Genomic DNA, 17,165 nt, shown 5'->3' on the forward strand with positions numbered 1-17,165 from the left:
GGCCGCACCGGCGGGTCGTAGAGCACGAAGTCGCCATAGCGCTGCACGAGGAAGTCCTTCACGGCGGTCTCGCTCGCGCCGCTGCGTAGCTGCTCCCGGATCTGGGCGCGCAGGTCCACCGCGAGGTCGGCGTTGGAATCGGCCAGCGTCTGGTTCTGGCAGACCAGRCAGCGCAGCTGTTCCGCCAGCGCATGCACGCGGGCGTCCAGTTTGGCGGCGTCTTCGGCGCCGTGGGCGGCGCACGCCATCCAGAGCAGGCAGGCGAGCGCSAMTCTACGCATGGCCGGGCTCCCGTTCCAGCGTGCGCAGCAGCGGCAGGATCTTCTGCTCCAGCACCTGCGGCGTGACCGGCCCCACCTGTCGATAGCGCACCACCCCGGCTCGGTCGATGACATAGGTTTCCGGCACGCCATACACACCCAGGTCGATGCCGGCCTTGCCATCCGCGTCCACCAGCGACGCCACGTACGGATCGCCCATGCGCCGCAGCCAGTCGCGCGCGGCGTYGGGCTGGTCCTTGTAGTTCAGGCCGACCAGCGGCACCTCGGACTTCCCGGCGAAGTCGGTCAGCACGGGATGTTCGACGCGGCACGCGGTGCACCACGACGCCCACACGTTCAGCATCCACACCTTGCCTTTCAGGTCGGATGTGGCRCGYACRYCSYYGGAAGCCTTCAGCAGCGGCAACTGCAACGCTGGCGCGGGCTTGCCGACCATGGCCGATGGGAGTTCGCGCGGATCGTGCCGCAGCCCGGCGGCCAGCGCGGCGGCCAGGGCGAGGAAGACGGCCAGCGGCAGCAGAAAGCGCGTCATCGCAGCGGCTCCCGGGTGGTGGCCAGCGGCACGGCGGGGCGCGGGGCCGGGGGCGCGGCCTCCGCTTCCACCTCGGCCGTCCGACGTCGATAACGCCGGTCGCAAGCCGCCAGCAGACCACCGAGCGCCATCAGCACGCAGCCACCCCAGATCCAGCCGACGAACGGCTTCACGTGGAGCCGYACCGCCCACTGGCCGTCGGCCACCTGTTCGCCGATCGCCACATAGAGGTCGCGGGTAAAGCCATTATCGATGGCGGCCTCGGTGGTCGGCATGTCCTGGCTGCGGTAGACGCGCCGTTCCGGCGCCAGCGTGGCCACCGTCTGCCCGTCGCGGCTGGCCACCAGCTTGGCGCGGAACGCCGCGTAGTTCGGGCCGCGYACCGGCGCCACGCCCTCGAAGCGGAACGTGTAGCCGCCCACGCTGACCACCTCGCCGGCGCGCATCGGCAACTCGCGCAGGCTTTCCTGGCTTTTCACCAGCGTCACCCCGGCGATAAACACGCCCACGCCGACATGCGCGAGCAGCATCCCGTAATACCCGGCCGGCAACTGCCGCAGGGCGGATCGGCCACGATGGCGCAGCCGGCTGGCGAGGCTGGTCAGCCCGCTGGCCACGCACCAGGTAGCCAGCCACAGCCCGAGCCCGGTCAGCGCGGAGGCCGTGCGCAGCGTCGCCAGCAGCGCCAGGGCCACCAGCAGGCTGCCGATGGCGGCCCAGCGCAGCCGCGCGGCCAGGTCGGGCAGGGCGGCGTGGCGCCAGCGCACCAGCGGGGCCACGCCCATCAGCAGCACGGCCGGCGCCATCAGCGGCACGAAGACCTGTTCGAAATAGGCCGGCCCCACCGAGATCTTGCCGAGGCCGAGCACGTCCAGCAGCAGCGGGTAGAGCGTGCCGAGCAGCACCGTGGCCGCCGCCACGGCCAGCAGCACGTTGTTGGCGAGCAGGAAGGATTCGCGCGAGACCGCCGCGAAGGCCGCGCGCACCGACACCCGCGGCGCGCGCCAGGCATAGAGCGCCAGCGCGCCGCCCGTGATGGCGCTGAGCAGGGCGAGGATGAACACGCCGCGCGTCGGGTCCACGGCGAAGGCGTGTACGGAGGTCAGCACGCCCGATCGGACCAGGAAGGTGCCGAGCAGGCTCAGCGAGAACGTGAAGATGGCGAGCAGCGCGGTCCACGCGCGGAAGGCGCCGCGCTTCTCGGTGACGGCCAGCGAGTGCATCAGCGCCGTGCCGGCCAGCCAGGGCATCAACGAGGCATTCTCCACCGGGTCCCAGAACCACCAGCCGCCCCAGCCCAGCTCGTAGTAGGCCCAGGCGCTGCCGAGCAGGATGCCGATGGTCAGGAAGCTCCACGCCAGCGTGGTCCACGGCCGCGCCCAGCGCGCCCAGGCGGCGTCCAGCCGCCCGCCCAGCAGCGCAGCCACCGCGAAGGCGAAGACCACGGCAAAGCCCACATAGCCCATATAGAGCTGGGGCGGATGGAACACCATGCCGGGGTCCTGCAGCAGCGGGTTCAGGTCGCGCCCCTCCATGGCCGGCGGCAGCAGGCGGATGAACGGGTTGGAGGCGAACAGCAGGAACAGCAGGAAGCCCACGCTGATGGCGCCCAGCACACCGATCACGCGGGCCCGCAGCGCCGGCGGCAGGCCGCGGCTGAAGCGCGCCACGGCCAGCGTCCAGAGCGCCAGCATCAGTGTCCACAGCAGCATGGAGCCCTCGTGCCCGCCCCAGACCGCCGCCGCGCGATAAATCGCCGGCAGCGCGGTATTCGAGTTGGCCGCCACGTAGCGCACGCTGAAATCGTTGTCGAGGAAGGCCAGCGTCAGCGCGCCGTAGGCTGCCATCACCAGCAGCGCCTGGGCGACGGAGGCGGGGCGGGCCACGGCCATCAGCGTGGCGTCGCCGCCGGGACCCCGCGCGGCGCCGGCAATCGGCAGCACCGCCTGCATCACGGCGACGAACAGCGCGAGGATCAGGGCGAAGTGACCGAGTTCGACGATCATCGTGGCGTGGTCTCCGGGATGCGTGCCTTGGTCTGGGCGGCCTGCTTCAGGGCCTCGGCGGCCTCGGGCGGCATGTAGTTCTCGTCGTGCTTGGCCAGCACTTCGGTGGCCTGGAACACGCCGTCGCGCAACTGGCCACGCGCCACCACGCCTTTGCCTTCTCGAAACAGGTCCGGCAGGAGGCCGCGATAGACCACGGGCACCTGTCGCATGGTGTCCGTGACGATAAAGCGGATGGTCATGCCGTCGCCCTCGCGGCGCAGCGAGCCGGTCTCGACCAGCCCCCCCAGCCGGAACGCCCGGCCGGCCGGGGCTTCCTGCGCGGCCACCTGCGTCGGGCTGAAGAAGAAGACGAGGTTGCCCCGGAACGCGTTGAGCACGAGTGCCGTGGCCACGCCGGCGCAGGCCAGCGCGGCCAGCAGCCAGCCGAGGCGACGGCGCCGGGTGGTCATGCGCGCGGTGCGTCGCCAGCCGCCAGCCGCCGCGCGGCCCGCGCGCGCCGCGCCAGCAGCATCATTTCCAGCCCCAGCGCGGCAAACGCCACCCCGAAGGCGCCGGCCACATAGCCCAGATGGGGCGAAGACAGCAGGAGGTTCAGCATGATCGGCTCCGGTTCTCGTTAGATCAGCCGCGGCTCGGCGCGCTCGCGCAGGATGCAGCGCACGCGCACCAGCGCCACGGCAATCGTGTACATCCAGCAGGCCAGCGTCATCAGCAGCATGCCGGCCAGCATGGTGTGCGCCATGGATGGCGCGGCGGTCAGGCTCACCGACGCGCCCTGATGCAGCGTGTTCCACCACTGCACCGAGAAATAGATGATGGGGATGTTCACCACGCCGACCAGCGCCAGCACCGCGCAGGCACGCTCGGCGCGGCGCGGGTCGTCGATGGCGTTTTCCAGCGCGAGAAAGCCGAGGTAGAGGAACAGCAGGATCAGTTCGGAGGTCAGCCGGGCGTCCCAGACCCACCACGTGCCCCAGGTCGGCTGGCCCCACAGCGCGCCGGTCCAGAGCGCGATAAAGGTGAACAGCGCGCCGGTGGGGGCCAGCGCGGAGGCCATCATCGACGAGAGCCGCGTGCGCAGCACCAGCGCCAGCGCGCAGTAGCTGGCCATCACGAGGTAGATGAACATCGACATCCACGCTGCCGGCACGTGGATGAAGATGATGCGATAGACCTCGCCCTGCTGGGCGTCCGTCGGCGCCACGCCGAAGCCGAGGTAGAGCCCGGCGATCAGAAGCAGCGCTGCCGCCACGGCGAACCAYGGCRYCAGCCGCCGGGCSAGCGGGTCGAAGCGGGCCGGRGAGGCGTAGGTCAGCCAGCGCGACCGGGAGGGCTGGGGCAGTCTGGCGGAGCGGGGCARGTCGGCCGAGGGTCCCATCGTCTCACTCCATGGCAATGCGCAGGCCGGCAGCGGCGGCCGGCGGACACAGGCACAGCGCCAGCGCCAGGCAGGCGCCCAGCAGCGACAACTGCGGCATGACGTCGAGCCCGGCATCCGCCGCCGCGCCGGCCCCGGCGCCAAAGACCAGCACCGGCACGCAGAGCGGCAGGACGAGGATGCACAGCAGCACCGCGCCGCCGCGCACGCCCAGCGTCAGCGCCGCGCCCACCGCGCCGATCAGGCTCAACACCGGCGTGCCGATCAGCAGCGACGCCGCCAGCATCCACGTGGCCCCGGCCGGCAGCGAATACTGCTGCGCCAGCACCGGCGTCAGCACCAGCAGKGGCAGGCCACTGGTYAGCCAGTGCGCACAGATCTTGGCCAGCACCAGCAGCGCCAGCGGCGCCGGGGACAGCAGCATCTGCTCCAGGCTGCCTTCGGCATGATCGGCGGCGAACAGGSGCGACAGCGACAGCATCGACGCCAGCAGCGCCGTCACCCACAGGATGCCGGGCGCCAGCGCGCGCAGTTGCTGCGGATCGGGGCCGATGGCGAGCGGGAACAGGCTGGCGGCGATGACGAAGAACACCAGCGTGGCGACAAGGCCGTCGCGCCGGCGCCAGGCCAGCTTCAGGTCATGGACGAGCGTGGCGCCGAAGGCATGCATCAGGCGGTGCCCTCCAGCGCGAGCCCGCGCAGCCTGCCGCGCGCCGTTGCCAGTGGCAGCGCCAGCGGGCCGTGCAGGGCGATCACGGCCATGCCGCCGGCGGCCAGATGGGCGTCGAGGCGGGTGCGGAAGTGGTCGGCGGCGGGGGCGTCCAGCGCCGCCAGCGGCTCATCCAGCAGCCACAGCGGGCGCGGTGTGAGGGTCAGCCGCGCCAGCGCGATACGCCGCCGCTGGCCCTGGGAGAGCGTACGCAGGCGCGCATCGGCCATCCGCGCGAGCCCGGCGTCCGCCAGCGCCGCCCGCGCTGCCTCCGGCGTGACCCGGTGGCCGGCCAGCCGCGCCGCGTAGACCAGCTGCTCGATGGCGCTCATCTCGGCGTCGAGCCCATTGTGGTGGCCGAGGTAGGCCACCGCTCGCCCATAGTCCGGATCGCCACCGCGCACGGGCCGCCCTTGCCAGGTCACGGCGCCGGCCAGCGGCACCAGCAGCCCGGCCAGCACCCGCAGCAGCGTGGAYTTGCCGCTGCCATTGGGCCCGGTCAGGGCGATGGCCTGCCCCGGCGCCAGGTCGATGTCGATGCCATGGAACACGGCGCGGCCGGCGCGGGCAAAGGCGAGCTGGTGGGCCGCGAGCATGGGGCGGGCCTCAGCCGGAACGGGGTCGGGAGCGGGAACGGGCGCGCGCGGCGTGGGTCATTCGCTGCCCTCGGCCTTGGAGACATCGGGCAGCCGGTGCGCAATGCCCTTGTGGCAGTCGATGCAGGTCCGCTCCTTGTTGGCGAGGTAGGTGGAGTGCATGGCCTGGGCGCGCGGGCTCTGCCGCGTAAAGTCCATCGACTGGTAGTCGTGGCAGTTGCGGCATTCGAGCGAGTCGTTGGCCTTGAAGCGCGCCCACTCGTGCTGGGCCAGCTCCAGCCGATGGGCCTGGAACTTCTCGCGGGTGTCGATGGTGCCGAAGATCTTGGCCCAGACCTCCTTCGATGCCTGCATCTTGCGGGCCATCTTGTCGGTCCAGTTGTGCGGCACGTGGCAGTCCGAGCACTTGGCGCGCACGCCGCTGCGGTTGGTGAAGTGGATGGTGCCCTGCAGCTCCTGGTACACGTTGTCGCGCATTTCGTGGCAGCCGGTGCAGAACTTCTCGGTATTGGTGAACTCCAGCGCCGTGTTGAACGCGCCCCAGAACACCACGCCCGCGATGAAGCCGCCCAGCGTGAGGAAGCCGAGGCTGAAATACGCGCTGGGCCGGTTGATGGTGCGCCAGTATCGTTTGAGCAGGTCGAGCATCGCGCTAGTCCGCCAGGTCTTATTTCTTGGCTGCAGTGCCCTTGGGCGCCGCCGGTTTCTTCAGCATGGTCTCCACGTCCGTGAACGTGTTGCCGACCAGCGGCTTGGCGTCGGCCTGCGGCACGTGGCACTGGGTGCAGAAGTAGCGCCGGGGCGAGACATCGGCCAGCACGTTGTTRTTCCGGTCCATGTAGTGCGTAATGCTGACCGGAATCGCCTGGGTCTCCTCGGTGCGGGTGCGCGCGTGGCAGAACATGCAGCGGTTGTAGTCCTTGTCGAGCTGGTAGCCGTCGATCTTGTGCGGGATGGTCGGCGGCTGCATGGTGTAGTTGCGGGTGCGGCGCACGTCCTTGTTCTCGGTGGGGTAGAGCAGGGGCGGTTTGGACTCGCTGCCGATGGGCGTGGGACCGCGCATGGCGTCGGTCAGCCCCTTTCCCTCGGACTGGGCCTGCGCGCCGGCCAGCACGAACTGGCTGGCGAGGATCCAACCCATCCAGACTGTTGATCGCATGGCGTGGCCCCCCTATACCTTCACGATCTTGACCGCGCACTTCTTGAAGTCGGTCTGGAGCGAGATCGGGCAGGTGGCGTCCAGCGTCACCTTGTTGATCAGCTGGCTGGCGTCGAACCACGGCACGAAGACCAGCCCGCGCGGCGGCTGGTCGCGCCCGCGCGTCTCGATCCGGGAGCGCATGCGCCCGCGCCGGGACACCACCTCCACCTCCACGCCGCGCCGCAGTCCCATCGCCTTGGCATCCTCGGGATGCATGAACACCACGGCGTTGGGGAAGGCGCGGTACAGCTCGGGCACGCGGCGGGTCATCGAGCCGGAATGCCAGTGCTCCAGCACCCGGCCGGTGGCCAGCCAGAACGGGTATTCCTTGTCCGGCGACTCGGCGGCGGGCTCGTAGGGCAGGGCGAAGATGACCGCGCGGCCGTCCGCGTTGCCGTAGAACTGGAAGCCGGTGCCGGCCTTCACGTAGGGGTCGCTGCCCTCGCGGTAGCGCCACAGGGTTTCGCGTCCGTTGACCACGGGCCAGCGCAGGCCGCGCGCCTCGTGGTAGGCGTCGAACGGGGCCAGGTCGTGGCCGTGGCCCCGGCCGAAGCTCGCGTATTCCTCGAACAGCCCCTTCTGGATATAGAACCCGAACGCCTTGGCTTCATCGTTGTGGTAGTCCGGGTTGACTTCCTTGAGCGGGAACTTGTCCACCTGGCCGTTGCGGTAGAGCACATCGAACAGCGTCTTGCCCTTGACCTCCGGCATCTTGGCGATCAGGTCCGCCGGCCAGACTTCCTCGATCTTGAAGCGCTTGGAGAACTCCACCAACTGCCACAGGTCCGAACGGGCCTCGCCGGGGGCATCGACCAGTTGATGCCAGAACTGGGTGCGCCGCTCGGCGTTGCCGTAGGCGCCTTCCTTCTCTACCCACATGGCGGCAGGCAGGATCAGGTCCGCCGCGAGCGCGGTCACGGTGGGGTAGGCGTCCGAGACCACGATGAAGTTTTCCGGGTTCCGGTAGCCCGGCAGCCCTTCCTCCATCAGGTTGGCCGCCGCCTGCATATTGTTGTTCACCTGCACCCAGTACGCGTTGAGCTTGGCGTCCTTGAGCATGCGGTTCTGCAGCACGGCGTGGTAGCCGGGCTTTTCGGGGATGGTGCCGGCCGGGATCTTCCAGATCCGTTCGGCGGTCTCGCGGTGCTTGGGGTTGGCGACCAGCATGTCCGCCGGCAGCCGGTGGGAGAACGTGCCCACCTCGCGCGCGGTGCCGCAGGCCGAGGGCTGGCCGGTCAGCGAGAACGGGCTGTTGCCCGGCGTGGCGATCTTGCCGGTCAGCAGGTGGATGTTGTAGACCATGTTGTTGGCCCAGCTGCCGCGCGTGTGCTGGTTGAAGCCCATGGTCCAGAACGACACGACCTTGATGTTCGGGTCGGCGTAGAGGGCGGCCAGCTGTTCGAGCTTGTCGCGCGGCACGCCGGAGAGCTTGCTGACGGTGGCCACGTCGTACTTCGCCACGAACTTGGCGAAATCGTCGAACGTGATCGGCGTGGCGGCGTTGGGGTCGGCCGCGTTCTTGGCCTTCTTCTGCAGTGGGTGGTCCGGGCGCAGCCCGTAGCCGATRTCGGTCACGCCCTGCTTGAACACCGTGTGCTTGTTGACGAAGTCCTTGTTGACCTTGTTATTGGTGATGATGTAGTGGGCGATGTAGTTCAGGATCGCCAGGTCGGTCTGCGGCGTGAAGATGATCGGCAGGTCGGCCAGTTCGTAGGAGCGATGGGTGAAGGTAGACAGCACCGCCACCTTGGTCTTGGGYGCGGAGAGGCGGCGGTCCGTCACCCGGGTCCACAGGATCGGGTGCATCTCGGCCATGTTCGAGCCCCACAGCACGAAGGCGTCGGCCACCTCGATATCGTCGTAGCAGCCCATCGGCTCGTCCATGCCGAAGGTGCGCATGAAGCCGGCCACGGCGGAGGCCATGCAGTGACGGGCGTTCGGGTCGATATTGTTCGTGCGGAAACCGGCCTTCATCAGCTTGGAGGCGGCGTAGCCCTCCCAGATCGTCCACTGGCCCGAGCCGAACATGCCGACCGCCGTGGGGCCTTTCTCCTTCAGCACGCGCTTGAACTGGGCGGCCATCACGTCGAACGCCTTGTCCCAGGTCACGGGCTGGAACTCGCCGTTCTTGTCGTACTGTCCGTTTTTCATGCGCAGCAGCGGCTTGGTCAGCCGGTCCTGCCCGTACATGATCTTGGACAGGAAGTAGCCCTTCACGCAGTTCAGGCCCTTGTTGACCTCGCACAGCGGGTCACCCTGGGTGGCCACCACCTTGTTTTCCTTGACCGCCACGGTCACGCCGCAGCCGGTGCCGCAGAAGCGGCAGGGCGCCTTGTCCCATTTCAGGCGGGTCAGGTCGCTGTCCGTGACGAAGTTGGCCGCGTCCGCGCCCAGCGGAATGCCGCCCACCGAGGCGGTGGCGGCCACGGCCGTCTGCTTAATAAAGTCCCGGCGAGTGACTTTCATCGACAATCTCCGTGTCCATGTCGCACGCATCCTCGTTGTGCTGGTAGACCAGGGTGGCCGCCAGCACGCCGTCCAGCTGATGGAGGAACGTCAGATGCGCCGCGATGGCGCGTGAGGTGGGGGCTTCCAGCGTGACGACGAGCTTGCCGGYGTCGCTGGCGGCGTGGATCTCGGCACCGGCCAAACCGGCGATGGCGCCGCGCACGGCATCGAGGCTCGCCGGCTGGGTGTGCACGAGCACGCCGGCGATGTGCCACTGCTGCGCATCGGCGTCATCAGGGCTCTCTGCGCGGGTGTCTCCCGGCTGCGCCGTGGGGAGTGGCGGCTCGGGGGTGGAATGCGTGGTACCTGGCATGACTGTCCTTGCGGCAGCAGGCCGCGTCGTTCAGTGCTACAGGAACTGCAGGCGTCACCCCACCGGGCGACGTCGGTCCATGCCAATCAATGCGTGGGCGGGCCGCTGACGAGYTGGGTCATCCAGACGATGAATCCGTACCCGGCCACGACGATGACGGTCAGCACCGGCACCATCACGGCGGTCAGGAACAGGAAGCTCCGGAGTTCTTCTTTCTTGCGCTGCGGATCGTCGGCGACAGCCATCGCAAAGTCCGGCATGGATTTCGTGGGGACGGGATCATTTAAGGAAGCGCATCCGGTGGTGTCAAGCGCGCATTGGGCCAATATGGCACGGCGTGATGTGTGTGGGTCGTGCGGAGGGCGTGTATCGGGCGATCTCTGATAAGTCAGAGACCGCCCCGGGGCGAGGCTCAGGGCTGGGCGCCGAACTCCGTCTGCGCSCGGGTCCAGGCGCGGGCCTGCTCGCTGATGGAGACGCCCAGGCCGGGGCGCGTGGGCACGGTGATGCGGCCGTCGCGGATCTCCAGCCGCTCGTTGAACAGCGGTTCGAGCCAGTCGAAATGCTCGACCCACGGCTCGCGCGGATACGCTGCCGCCAGATGCACATGCAGTTCCATGGCGAAGTGCGGCGCAATCATCAGCCCGGCGTGGTCGGCCAGCGCCATCACCTTCAGGAACGGCGTGATGCCGCCCACGCGCGGCGCGTCGGGCATCAGGTAGTCGGCGGCGCGGTGGCGGATCAGGTCCCAGTGTTCGGCGGCGCTGGTCAGCATCTCGCCGGTGGCGATGGGGGTGTCGAACTGCGTGGCCAGCGCGGCGTGGCCTTCGTGATCGTAGGCGTCCAGCGGTTCCTCGATCCAGACCAGGTTGAACGACTCGAAGGTGCGGCACATGCGCTGCGCGGTGGGGCGGTCCCACTGCTGGTTGGCATCGACCATCAGCGGCACGGCATCGCCCAGATGCTCGCGCACGGCGGCCACGCGGCGCAGGTCTTCGGCGCGGTCTGGCTGGCCCACCTTGAGCTTGATGCCGCCAATGCCGCGCTCGACGGACGCCGCCGCGTTCACCTTGAGCTGGTCCAGCGGGGTGTGCAGGAAGCCGCCCGAGGTGTTGTAGCAGCGCACGGCATCCCGATGGGCGCCCAGCAGCTTGGCCAGCGAGAGGCCGGCGCGCTTCGCCTTCAGGTCCCAGAGCGCCACGTCGATGGCGCCGATGGCCTGCGTGGACAGGCCGCTGCGTCCCACCGAGGCGCCGGCCCAGCACAGCTTGTCCCAGATCCTGGCGATGTCGCTGGCGTCCTCGCCCAGCAGGGCCGGGGCGATCTCGCAGGCGTGGGCGTACTGGCCGGGGCCGCCGGCCCGCTTGGAGTAGCTGAAGCCGAGCCCGGCGTGGCCATCGGCGGTCTGGATTTCGGCGAACAGGATGGCCACCTCGGTCATCGGCTTCTGTCGGCCGGTCAGCACCTTGGCGTCGCTGATCGGGGTGGCGAGCGGCAGGTAGCAGGWAGAGAGGCGGATCCAGGCGATCGAATCGGGAGACATGCGGGTTCCTTTTCAGGGTATGACAACGTTGTCATTCAAGGGCGGAATGCCCGGCTGGGATGCGTCGTATTGGCCACGTGGTCGTTGTTTATGGCCGGGATGCGCGCCAGTTCAGGCAATCGTCGGTAGAATGCTAACGTTGTCATACGACTGGGTCAACCCGTCGGCCGACATCGTATCTCCATCCAATCCGCTTAAACCCGCCAGAACCCGCATGCCCCAAGCTCCAGCGTCGAAGTCCGTCACGCTCCATGATGTCGCCCGGCAGGCCGGCGTCTCGCTGATTACCGCCTCGCGGGCGTTGAGCAATCCGGGCATGGTGTCCGAGGCCACCATCGCGCGCGTGCGCGAGGCCGTGGCGGTGACCGGCTACATCCCGAACCTGCTGGCCGGCGGGCTGAAGTCCCGCAAGAGCCTGATGGTGGCCGCGCTGGTGCCGAACATCGCTGTGCAGCAGTTCCTGCCGACCGTGAAGGCGCTGACCGATGCGCTGGACGCCGCCGGCTACCAGTTGATCCTCGGCCAGACCGGCTACGATCACGCCCGGGAGGAGGCGCTGCTCGCCACGATGATCAGCCGTCGCACGGACGGCATCGTGGTGACCGGCCTGATCCATTCGCAGACCGCGCGCGACCAGTTGCGCCGCGCCGGCATTCCGGTGGTGGAGACATGGGATTTGAGCGATCGGCCCGTGGACATGGCGGTGGGCTTCTCGCACCTCAAGGTGGGCAGCGCCATCGCCGGCTACTTCCTCGGGCAGGGGCGGCGCCGGCTGGCCATCGCCACCGGCGACGACCAGCGGGCCGCCGTGCGACGCGAGGGCTTCCTGTCCACGGTGGGCCACGATGTGCCGACCGTGGTGGTGCCCGCCCCGAGCAGCCTTGAATACGGCCGCAAGGCGCTGGCCGACCTGCTGGCGCAGGCCCCGGACATCGAGGCAATCTATTGCAGTTCCGACCAGCTCGCGCAAGGYGTGATGATCGAAGCACACGCGCGCGGGCTGCGCATGCCGCAGGATCTGGCGATCTGCGGCTTCGGCGACGCCGACTTCGCCGCGCATATGAACCCGCCGCTGACCACCGTCCACGTGGATGGCGCGCAGATCGGCGAACTGGCCGCGCGGCAGTTGCTGGCGCGTTTTCGGGGCGAGCCGGTGCCGGAGCCGGTGATCGACGTGGGCTTCCGCATCATCGAGCGGGGCACCACGTAAGACGCTGCATCAGTGCGCCGATGAAGGTGCTCTGCCCGGCGCGGCTCGAACCGTATCAGCCGGCGCAACCTTTGCAGCCGGCACGCTAGGCCGGTCCACTGTCACATCCCGTCCGGCGGCAGCAGGTGGACGTTGTACGCCACTTCCCACAGGTGGCCGTCCGGGTCCTGGAAGTGACCGGCATAGCCGCCCCAGAAGGTCTTCTGCGCGGGCTTGGTGATGGTCGCGCCGGCCTGTTTCGCCTGTGCCATCACGGCATCGACCTCGGCCTCGCTACGCACGTTGTGGGCCATCGAGAACTCGGTGGCGCTGGGCGGCGCCACCGGCAGGCCGGCCTCGCGGGCGAGGTTCTCGCGCGCGAACAGCGCCAGCTTGGTCCCGCCTTGCAGGTCGATGAACACGGCGGCGCCATGCTCGAATTCCTGCCCGATAATGCCGGCGGTCGGCAGGCCGAGGCCATCGCGGTAGAAGCGCAGCGAGCGTTCCAGATCGTCCACGCCCAGCGTGATCAAGGTGATATAGGGTTTCATGGGCTGTCTCCGTTTTCGGTGCGACAGCTTACCTCCGATCCGCCCGCCTCAGCCCAATCAGCGGGGATGCGGCAGAATGCGCTTTCCGCACCCCCGCGCCCCCAAATCGTGATGATCCGATGCTCAGACTCGAGGACCTGACCCTGTTTGTCCGCAGTGCCGCGCTCGGCAGCTTTTCCAGCGCCGCGCGCGAAGCCGATCTGCCGCCTGGGCAGGTCAGCGCCGCCATCCAGCGGCTGGAACGGGAGCTGGACCTGCGCCTGTTCGTGCGCTCCACGCGCAGCCTGCGGCTGACGGCCGAGGGCGAGCGATACCTGCCGTACGCCACCGATGTGCTCGCGCTGCTGCACGAAGGCCACGAGCGTTCCCGGAGCGAGGAGGGGGATCTGAGCGGGGTCCTGCAGGTGTCGGCGCCGTCCGATGTCGGCCGCAACGTGCTGCTGCCGTGGATCACGGCGTTCTGCGCGAGCCATCCGCGCCTGTCACTGCGGCTGCTGCTCTCGGACCGCGTCAGCGATGTGTTCCGGGAGCCGGTCGACGTGGCCATCCGCTACGGACTGGCCGAGGACGCCAGCTATGTGGCCCTGCCGCTGGCCCCCGAGAACCGCCGCGTGCTGGTGGCATCGCCCGACTATCTGGCCGCGCACGGGCGGCCGGCAAGCCTGGACGACCTTTTGCGCCACCGCTGCGTGCTGTACCTGCTGGGCGGGCGCCTCTATGACAAATGGGTGTTCCCGGTGGAGGGCAAGCGCCGGCTGGTGGCGGTGAACGGGGCGATGATCTGCGACGATGCCGACGTGGCGCGCCGCTGGGCGGTGGCGGGGCAGGGCATCGCCTACAAGTCGTGGCTCGATGTCTGCGCGGATGTGGAAGCGGGCACGTTGGAGGTGGTGCTGCCGCACCAGCCGGGCGAGAGCGCGCCGCTCAGCCTGATCTGCCCGCATCGCAAGCAGTTCTCGCCGGCGGTGCGCCAGTTGCAGGCGCTGTTGCGCGAGCGGCTCGCCCCGCTGGAGGCCCGGTTGCGCGGCATCGCCACGCCCTAGGCCCCTTTTTTCGTATTGATCGTACGGGTCTTACTTCGATGCGACCTTGCTGATGCGGYCYTCGATATGCTTGGCGCGCGCYTCCGAGCCCGGATGCGAGCCGAACATGCTCGACTTGCCGCCATCGAGCTTGGCCAGCTTCTCGAACGCGGTGACCAGCGCCTTGGTATTGGCCTTGTTCTTGGTCAACAGGTCGAAGGCGAAGTCGTCGGCGGCGGTCTCCTGCGCCTGCGAGAACTGCGCGTTGACCAGCTTTTCGCCGAGTTCACCCAGTTGGGAGGAAGACAGCGCGGCCATGGCGCCGTTGGTGGCGCCGACCGCACTGCGCGCGGCGGTGGCGGCGTAGGCCACCTGCATGGCCTTCTTGCTGTGGCCCAGCGCCACGTGGCCGAGTTCGTGGCCCAGCACGCCGCGGACCTCGTCGTCGCTCATCATGTCCATCAGGCCGCTGTAGACCCGCACGCAGCCGTTGGCCATGGCCCAGGCGTTGACGTCCTTGGTCAGGTACACCCGCACGTTGAGATTGGGCACATCGCTGTTCTTCAGCCCGGCCATGACCTTGGTGAGGCGTTTTGCGTAGTTGGTGCGGGGGCCGGCGGTCTTGTTGGTCTGGTCGGACTCGGCGCAGGCCTGGTCCGACAGCGATTTCACCTCCGCGTCGGTCAGGGTGGCGGCCTGCGCCAGCGAGGTGCCGGCGGTGACCAGGCTGTTGACATCGGTGCCGGCGCAACCGGCGAGCAGGGCAGTGGTGAGCAGCGGAAGTACGAGGAAGCCTTTCATAGCGGTTCGCGAGGTAGTGGCGGGAGTTTCCCGGGAATGGGAGGCTATGCCACTTCATCGCGGGCGAACCCGCATCCAGATCAAGGTCCGCCGTGTTTCCGCRCGCTGGCTAWGGAAATCGGATTTCTGCCAATCGCATCAATCCTGAGGTAATCGTGAATCGATCCTGACGCGACTCAAGCCGTGGCCTCATGCGCGCCGCGCGGCACGAAGCGCCCCAGTACATGGCTGGTCATGCCCTTGGCCAGTTCCTCCTCGCCATAGAACACCGTGCCGAGCCCTTCCTTGCGCAGCAGCGCGGACTCGTCCTCGCTATGCGTGCGCAGCACGATCTCCACGTTGGGGTTCAGCGTCTTGGCGGTTTCCACCATCTGGCGCACGTAGAGCGGCTCCGGCACGGCAATCACCAGCATCGCCGCGTGGGCGATATGGGCCTGGATCAGCACCGCCGGGTCGGCCGCATTGCCCGAGACCGCCGCGAAGCCCGCGCGGCGCAGGGACTCCACACGCTCGCGGTTCTCGTCCGCAATCACGAAGGGAATGCCGCGCTCCTGCATCGCCTGGGCAATCCGCTTGCCCACGCGGCCGTAGCCGACCAGCACCACCTGGCCTTCCAGAAACTTGCGCTCGGTGGTCATCGGCAGCTCGGCGTAGGGGTCGCCGCGCTGCTCCAGCCGCCGCGCCAGCGCCGATCGCTTGAGAATCCACTTTCGCAGCGGCTCCACGCCGGCAAACAGCAGGGGATTGATCGCGATGGAAATCAGCGCGCCGGCCAGCACCAGGCTCATGCCTTCCTCCGGCAGCAGCCCCAGCGTGACCCCCAGCCCGGCCAGGATGAACGAGAATTCGCCGATCTGCGCCAGGCTGGCGGACACCGTCAGCGCCGTATTGAGCGGATAGCGGAAGGCCAGCACCAGCGCGAAGGCCGCCAGCGACTTGCCGAACACGATGATGGCGACCACGGCCAGCACGTGCAGCGGCTGCTCGATCAGGATGGCCGGCTTGAACAGCATGCCCACCGAGACGAAGAACAGGACCGAGAACGCGTCGCGCAGCGGCAGCGATTCCTCGGCGGCGCGATGACTGAACTCCGACTCGCGCATCACCATGCCGGCGAAGAAGGCGCCCAGCGCGAACGACACGTTAAACAGTTCGGCCGCCCCATAGGCAATGCCAATCGCCACCGCCACMACGGCCAGCGTGAACAGCTCGCGCGAGCCGGTCTTGGCCACCTGCCACAGCAGCCACGGCAGGATGCGTCGCCCGGCCACCAGCATCAGCGCGATAAACGCTACCACCTGGAGCAGTGTCTGGAGGATGGTGAAGCCGAGCGCCTGCGCGCCCTGGTCTGGCGCGGCGTTTGTGCCGCCGAGCAGCCCGGCCAGCGGCGGCAGCAGCACCAGCACCAGCACCGTGGCGAGGTCTTCCACCACCAGCCAGCCCACGGCGATGCGCCCGTTCATGGTTTCCAGCACGTTGCGGGTTTCCAGCGCCTTGAGCAGCACCACCGTGCTCGCGCACGACAGGGAGAGGCCGAAGACCAGCCCGGTGCCCAGGCTCCAGTCCCAGATCCACGCCACCAGCATGCCCAGCGCGGTGGCAATCGCCATCTGCACCACTGCCCCGGGAATGGCGATACGTTTTACCGCGAGCAGGTCGCGCAGCGAGAAATGCAGGCCGACGCCGAACATCAGCAGCATCACGCCGATTTCGGATAATTGCGAGGCCAGATGAACATCGGCGACGAAGCCCGGCGTGCCGGGGCCGATGATGATGCCGGTGACGAGGTAGCCGACCAGGGCGGGAATCTTGACGCGTTCGGCCAGGAAGCCAAGCACGAGGGCGATGCCGAAGCCGGCGGCGATGGTGGTGATGAGGGTGAAGTCGTGGTCCATGCGTCGTCTGCGGGGTGCTGCGCAAGCGGCCAGTGAAATGCTGGGGCGAGGGGCAATTGTAACGGCAGGTGCCCGGCCTCGACGGCGGGGCCCATGAAAAAACGGGCAGATTCCGGYCAGCGCCCGCCAGCGGGGGCTTGGCAAGGTGCGCCACTTCGACAACCATACACGCACCAAAAGGCGGATAAATACGAGAGGAGAGGCGGGAATGACCCAAACGAAGACCAMAGCCCCGGCCAAGRCCGCAACCAAGGCCACCGCGCCAGCGGACGAGTCCCCGGCAGCCCTGATCGACGCCCGGATCGCGGAACTGGGCGACTGGCGCGGCGAAACCCTCGCCCGCCTGCGCGCGCTGGTGAAGGAAGCCGACCCCGAGGTGGTGGAGGAATGGAAGTGGCGCGTGCCGGTGTGGTCCCACGACGGCATCCTGTGCACCGGCGAGACCTACAAGAGCGCGGTGAAGATGACCTTCGCCAAGGGGGCCTCGCTGGACGACCCGTCCGGCCTGTTCAATTCCAGCCTGGACGGCAACACCCGGCGCGCCATCGACTTCCGYGAGGGCGAGAAGATCGATGCCAAGGCGCTGAAGGCCCTGATCCGTGCCGCCGTKGCGCTGAACCAGGGCAAGGSCTAGTTC

The 17,165-nt window shown here is 68.6% G+C and carries 20 protein-coding genes; 3 read left to right on the plus strand and 17 right to left on the minus strand.

The window, feature by feature from the left end:
- From AB4Z27_RS21385 to AB4Z27_RS21450, 14 genes are all read right to left on the minus strand, one after another.
- Positions 1–281: cytochrome c-type biogenesis protein (locus AB4Z27_RS21385; protein ID WP_441645207.1), on the minus strand; the 281-nt coding region annotated here is incomplete at its 3' end.
- Positions 274–813, minus strand: a complete 540-nt coding sequence (locus tag AB4Z27_RS21390; RefSeq protein ID WP_441645208.1) for a DsbE family thiol:disulfide interchange protein — start codon at positions 811–813, stop codon at positions 274–276. The genes AB4Z27_RS21390 and AB4Z27_RS21385, both read right to left, overlap by 8 nt.
- Complete coding sequence (locus AB4Z27_RS21395) at positions 810–2,819, minus strand: heme lyase CcmF/NrfE family subunit (RefSeq protein ID WP_441645209.1); 2,010 nt, start codon at positions 2,817–2,819, stop codon at positions 810–812. The genes AB4Z27_RS21390 and AB4Z27_RS21395 overlap by 4 nt, the downstream gene beginning before the upstream one ends.
- Positions 2,816–3,271 carry a cytochrome c maturation protein CcmE gene (gene ccmE / locus AB4Z27_RS21400; RefSeq protein WP_092301143.1) on the minus strand — a complete coding sequence of 152 codons (456 nt, stop codon included), beginning with the start codon at positions 3,269–3,271 and terminating at the stop codon, positions 2,816–2,818. Before ccmE ends, AB4Z27_RS21395 begins: the two co-directional genes overlap by 4 nt.
- Positions 3,268–3,420 carry a heme exporter protein CcmD gene (gene ccmD / locus AB4Z27_RS21405; protein WP_092301146.1) on the minus strand — a complete coding sequence of 51 codons (153 nt, stop codon included), beginning with the start codon at positions 3,418–3,420 and terminating at the stop codon, positions 3,268–3,270. Before ccmD ends, ccmE begins: the two co-directional genes overlap by 4 nt.
- A gap of 18 nt (positions 3,421–3,438) precedes the next feature.
- The gene (locus tag AB4Z27_RS21410; protein ID WP_441645210.1) at positions 3,439–4,200 is read right to left on the minus strand and encodes a heme ABC transporter permease; all 762 of its coding nucleotides are present in this window, start codon (positions 4,198–4,200) and stop codon (positions 3,439–3,441) included.
- A gap of 4 nt (positions 4,201–4,204) precedes the next feature.
- Positions 4,205–4,870, minus strand: a complete 666-nt coding sequence (ccmB, locus tag AB4Z27_RS21415) for a heme exporter protein CcmB (RefSeq protein ID WP_441645211.1) — start codon at positions 4,868–4,870, stop codon at positions 4,205–4,207.
- Entirely contained in the window at positions 4,870–5,505 is a 636-nt protein-coding gene (gene ccmA, locus AB4Z27_RS21420; protein WP_441645212.1) for a cytochrome c biogenesis heme-transporting ATPase CcmA, read from the minus strand. Before ccmA ends, ccmB begins: the two co-directional genes overlap by 1 nt.
- Positions 5,506–5,562: 57 nt before the next feature.
- A complete protein-coding gene (locus tag AB4Z27_RS21425; protein ID WP_092301158.1) occupies positions 5,563–6,153 on the minus strand; it encodes a cytochrome c3 family protein in 591 nt (196 codons plus the stop codon).
- Between the two features lie 19 nt (positions 6,154–6,172).
- Positions 6,173–6,646: a nitrate reductase cytochrome c-type subunit gene (locus tag AB4Z27_RS21430; protein ID WP_255370982.1), complete on the minus strand. Its 474-nt coding sequence runs from the start codon at positions 6,644–6,646 to the stop codon at positions 6,173–6,175.
- A gap of 30 nt (positions 6,647–6,676) precedes the next feature.
- Entirely contained in the window at positions 6,677–9,172 is a 2,496-nt protein-coding gene (gene napA / locus AB4Z27_RS21435; RefSeq protein ID WP_441645213.1) for a periplasmic nitrate reductase subunit alpha, read from the minus strand.
- Positions 9,144–9,527, minus strand: a complete 384-nt coding sequence (locus AB4Z27_RS21440) for a chaperone NapD (protein WP_441645214.1) — start codon at positions 9,525–9,527, stop codon at positions 9,144–9,146. The genes napA and AB4Z27_RS21440 overlap by 29 nt, the downstream gene beginning before the upstream one ends.
- Positions 9,528–9,613: 86 nt before the next feature.
- Entirely contained in the window at positions 9,614–9,772 is a 159-nt protein-coding gene (napE, locus tag AB4Z27_RS21445; RefSeq protein WP_092301325.1) for a periplasmic nitrate reductase, NapE protein, read from the minus strand.
- Between the two features lie 167 nt (positions 9,773–9,939).
- On the minus strand, positions 9,940–11,070 hold the full coding sequence (locus AB4Z27_RS21450; RefSeq protein WP_441645215.1) for an L-talarate/galactarate dehydratase: 1,131 nt from the start codon (positions 11,068–11,070) through the stop codon (positions 9,940–9,942).
- 214 nt (positions 11,071–11,284) lie between these two features.
- On the opposite strand from AB4Z27_RS21450, the gene AB4Z27_RS21455 reads away from it, so the two are divergent.
- Complete coding sequence (locus AB4Z27_RS21455; protein ID WP_441645216.1) at positions 11,285–12,280, plus strand: LacI family DNA-binding transcriptional regulator; 996 nt, start codon at positions 11,285–11,287, stop codon at positions 12,278–12,280.
- 101 nt (positions 12,281–12,381) lie between these two features.
- Here the strand turns inward: AB4Z27_RS21455 and AB4Z27_RS21460 are convergent, their stop codons facing one another.
- Entirely contained in the window at positions 12,382–12,810 is a 429-nt protein-coding gene (locus AB4Z27_RS21460; RefSeq protein WP_092301176.1) for a VOC family protein, read from the minus strand.
- A gap of 119 nt (positions 12,811–12,929) precedes the next feature.
- Here AB4Z27_RS21460 and AB4Z27_RS21465 point away from each other — a divergent pair, with 119 nt between their 5' ends.
- The gene (locus AB4Z27_RS21465) at positions 12,930–13,853 is read left to right on the plus strand and encodes a LysR family transcriptional regulator (protein WP_092301178.1); all 924 of its coding nucleotides are present in this window, start codon (positions 12,930–12,932) and stop codon (positions 13,851–13,853) included.
- A 30-nt stretch (positions 13,854–13,883) separates the two neighbouring features.
- On the opposite strand, the gene AB4Z27_RS21470 is transcribed toward AB4Z27_RS21465, so the two are convergent.
- Together AB4Z27_RS21470 and ybaL are read right to left on the minus strand one after the other, a co-directional pair.
- Complete coding sequence (locus AB4Z27_RS21470) at positions 13,884–14,633, minus strand: M48 family metallopeptidase (RefSeq protein ID WP_441645217.1); 750 nt, start codon at positions 14,631–14,633, stop codon at positions 13,884–13,886.
- A gap of 176 nt (positions 14,634–14,809) precedes the next feature.
- Positions 14,810–16,528: a YbaL family putative K(+) efflux transporter gene (gene ybaL / locus AB4Z27_RS21475; protein ID WP_092301184.1), complete on the minus strand. Its 1,719-nt coding sequence runs from the start codon at positions 16,526–16,528 to the stop codon at positions 14,810–14,812.
- A gap of 208 nt (positions 16,529–16,736) precedes the next feature.
- Between ybaL and AB4Z27_RS21480 the strand changes: the two genes are divergently transcribed.
- Positions 16,737–17,162, plus strand: coding sequence for a DUF1801 domain-containing protein (locus AB4Z27_RS21480; protein ID WP_441645218.1), 426 nt, complete (start codon positions 16,737–16,739; stop codon positions 17,160–17,162).
- The last annotated feature ends 3 nt before the right edge of the window (positions 17,163–17,165 follow it).

This window comes from Cupriavidus sp. KB_39 (assembly GCF_052114485.1).
Classification (GTDB): domain Bacteria; phylum Pseudomonadota; class Gammaproteobacteria; order Burkholderiales; family Burkholderiaceae; genus Cupriavidus.